Annotated in this window: 2 protein-coding genes; both read left to right on the top strand. The window is 44.0% G+C overall.

Annotated elements, in window-relative coordinates; genetic code table 11:
- Positions 1-88 precede the first annotated feature (88 nt).
- Positions 89-2,248, top strand: coding sequence for a fatty acid oxidation complex subunit alpha FadB (fadB, locus tag ACT3SX_RS14265; protein WP_192520415.1), 2,160 nt, complete (start codon positions 89-91; stop codon positions 2,246-2,248).
- 143 nt (positions 2,249-2,391) lie between these two features.
- On the top strand, positions 2,392-3,564 hold the full coding sequence (gene fadA / locus ACT3SX_RS14260; RefSeq protein ID WP_192520414.1) for an acetyl-CoA C-acyltransferase FadA: 1,173 nt from the start codon (positions 2,392-2,394) through the stop codon (positions 3,562-3,564).
- The last annotated feature ends 397 nt before the right edge of the window (positions 3,565-3,961 follow it).

The following is a 3,961-nucleotide window of genomic DNA, read 5'->3' as shown; positions in this document are numbered from 1 at the left end:
CAGTTTAAAAAGTAGCTTTATAAATTATAAACTTTATCAGTCATAAATTTTATTACATCGTTTTTATTACAATAGAAAGGAGTTCCACATGGTATACCAAGGAAATCGCATCACGGTGACAATGCTAGAGGATGGCATCGCCAACATGCAGTACAACGCTGAAAATGAGAGCGTAAACAAATTTGATGCCGAAACCAACAAACAGTTCGGTGAAGCGGTCAGTGCGCTAGAAAAAGCGGACGACGTAAAAGGTCTTATCGTCACTTCAGGCAAAGGTGTGTTTATCGCTGGTGCTGACATCACAGAATTTGTAGGTTCTTTCAAAAAATCAGAAAGTGAAATCAAAGATTGGGTTGTTCATGTCAATGACGCGTTCAATCGTTTTGAAGACTTACCCTTTCCAAAAGTTGCGGCCATCAATGGTGCTGCAATGGGCGGTGGTTGTGAGATGACCTTGGTTTGTGAATACCGTGTCATGAGCGAAAAAGCCATCATCGGTCTACCAGAAACCCAATTAGGCATCTTCCCAGGTTTTGGTGGGACGGTTCGTAGTACGCGTATCATTGGTATTGATAACGCGCTTGAGCTTATCGCGACTGGTACACCAAAGAAAGCATTGGCTGCCTTGAAGTTAGGCCTAGTTGATGCAACTGTGCCTGCTGACGACTTGCAAGATGCCGCGATTGACTTGGTCAAAAAATGTATCTCAGGTGAGCTTGATTGGAAAGCGAAACGTGAAGAAAAATTGGTGCCTGTTAAGCTAAATCAGCTTGAGCAAGCCATGGCATTTAACAGTGCTAAAGGTATGATCTTTGCCAAAGCAAATCCTAAGCAATACCCAGCACCAGCGCTAGCGATTGCAGCCATCGAAAAGCATGTTAATTTGCCACGTGATAAAGCGATCGAAGTAGAAGCGGCTGGCTTTGCAAAAGCGGCTAAAACACCACAAGCAGAGAGCTTGGTGGGTCTATTCTTAAGCGATCAGCTAGTCAAAAAATTAGCGAAGAAACACAGCAAAATAGCACATGAAATCAATGAAGCGGCCGTACTAGGCGCTGGTATCATGGGTGGCGGTATTGCCTATCAGGCAGCCAGTAAAGGCTTGCCAATCATCATGAAAGATATCAAGTCTGAGCAATTAGACCTTGGTATGGGCGAAGCCAGCAAGCTACTTGGCAAAATGGTCGATCGCGGCAAGATGACCCCAGCAAAAATGGGCGAAACCTTAAGCCGTATCCGTCCTACTTTGAATTATGGTGACTTTAGCGATACTGACATCGTTATCGAAGCAGTCGTAGAAAATCCAAACGTCAAGCGTGCGGTACTAAAAGAGGTAGAAGGCTTGGTTAAGGATGATTGTATCCTAGCATCAAATACCTCGACCATCTCTATCACTTATCTGGCTGAAGCACTTGAGCGTCCAGAAAACTTCGTTGGCATGCATTTCTTTAACCCAGTACACCGTATGCCGCTAGTAGAAGTTATCCGCGGTGAAAAGTCATCTGAAGAAGCGATTGCAACCACGGTTGCGCTAGCATCAAAAATGGGCAAAGTGCCAGTAGTGGTCAATGACTGCCCAGGTTTCCTAGTAAACCGTGTGCTATTCCCATACTTTGGTGCCTTTGACCTGCTACTCAAACAAGGCGCTGATTTTGCTCATGTGGATAAAGTTATGGAAAAATTCGGCTGGCCAATGGGCCCTGCGTATCTAATCGACGTCGTTGGTTTAGACACAGGTGTCCATGGCGCAGAAGTGATGGCAGAAGGTTTCCCTGATCGCATGAAGCCTGATTATAAAGGTGCTATTCAGCATCTATATGACAATGAGCGTCTAGGTCAGAAAAACGGTATTGGTTTCTACAAATATGAAACTGATAAGCGCGGTAAGCCAAAGAAAGTGGCGGATGAGGCGACTTATGAGCTGCTAAAAGCGACTACAGACAGCGAAAAGCAAGAGTTTGATGATCAAGCCATCATCGATCGTACTATGATTGCCTTCTGCAACGAAACGGTTCGTTGCCTAGAAGACAACATCGTGAGTACGCCATCTGAAGCGGACATGGCGATGATTATGGGCGTTGGTTTCCCACCATTCCGCGGTGGTCCTTGTCGTTATATTGACCAGTTGGGTCTAGATAATTACTTGGCATTGTGTGACAAGTACGCGTACCTTGGCAAAGCTTATGAAGCCCCGCAAAAGATTCGCGACATGGCAGCAGCAGGCGAGACTTTTTACGCAACAGCGTAATAGGCAGTCATTACTAGGATAAAGTGCCGTACACAGGCTCGATCAGATTGTTAGAAATTTATGTATTATTAATAATTTGACAGTCAAATATGATGAGTGCTGTGATACGGCCACTGACAATAAAAATTGAAAAGGAATATGGTATGACAATTTTAAGTCCAAAAGACGTGGTCATCGTAGATGGCGTACGCTCAGCGATGGGTAGAACCAAAAACGGTATGTTCCGCCATGTACGTGCTGATAGCATGTCTGCTGAGTTGGTGCGTGCACTGGTAGAGCGCAACGACTTTGATCCACGTGATGTAGAAGACATCATCTGGGGCTGTGTAAACCAGACACTAGAGCAAGGTCTAAACATCGGTCGTAACATCGGTCTGCTAGCTGATATTCCAAAAACTACTGGTGGCCAAACGGTCAACCGTTTATGTGGTTCTTCTATGCAGGCGCTACATACTGCTGCTGCCCAAATTATGACCAACCAAGGTGATATTTTTATCATCGGTGGTGTTGAGCACATGGGTCACGTCGGTATGATGCATGGTGTTGATCTAAATCCAGCAGCATCTAAGCATTATGCAAAAGCCTCAAACATGATGGGCTTGACCGCTGAAATGCTTGGTCGTATGAATAACATCACTCGCGAAGAACAAGACGTTTTTGGTCTTGAGTCACATCGCCGCGCATGGGCTGCGACCACTGAAGGTCGTTTTGATAATGAAATCATCGGTATCGAAGGTCATGATGCTGCGGGTCGTCTGCAATTATGTACGGTCGATGAAGTGATTCGTCCGGATGCAACGATGGAACAAATGCAAAAACTACGTCCAGCCTTTGATCCAAAAGGCGGCACAGTAACAGCGGCCACCTCATCTGCATTGTCTGACGGTGCGTCAGCGATGCTAGTCATGAGCGCACAAAAAGCCAAAGATCTAGGTCTAAAACCACGTGCTCGGATCCGTAGTATGGCAGTGGCTGGTTGCGATGCGGCTATCATGGGCTATGGTCCTGTACCTGCCACCAATAAAGCATTGAAGCGTGCTGGCATGAGCATTGACGATATGCAAACCATCGAGCTAAACGAAGCCTTTGCAGCGCAAGGTTTGTCAGTACTTAAAGCATTGAACTTGACCGACAAGCAAGACATCGTCAACATCAATGGTGGTGCGATTGCCTTGGGTCATCCACTAGGATGTTCAGGCGCTCGTATCACTGTGACGTTATTAAACGCGATGGAGCAGTCAGATACTGAAATCGGTCTAGCGACGATGTGTATCGGTCTTGGCCAAGGCATTGCCACTGTTATTGAGCGTGTTTAAGCCTCAAGAATTTTAAATAAACTGATAACTGTTGATTAAATTACACTAATATTTTGTAAAATGAGCGCTTCTCACTTAATGTCGGAGGCGCTTTTTTGTGCCCACAATAAAATAGTATAAGTCATTACGCTAAACCTAAGCATATGGTTATTAGTTGAGTCAGAAAGGTCATAAAAATTAGAGTTTGGTCTATTGTCTTACATCTCTTTGCTATTTTTGTAGGATATCCAATAAATTGCTTTTTAACTGATATTCATAATAGGTGTTAGTAAGGTTATTGAATATAACCAAATAAAAATTGAGATAATATAGCTAAATACTATAAAAACCCACTTATGAATTTTCGATTTTAAAACTATATGTAAAATCAACTTAGTAATAATAAACGCAAAAGTAC

It is taken from the genome of Psychrobacter sp. AOP31-B2-9 (assembly GCF_052378005.1).
GTDB lineage: Bacteria > Pseudomonadota > Gammaproteobacteria > Pseudomonadales > Moraxellaceae > Psychrobacter.
This window is presented reverse-complemented; position numbering and strand designations above follow the sequence as displayed.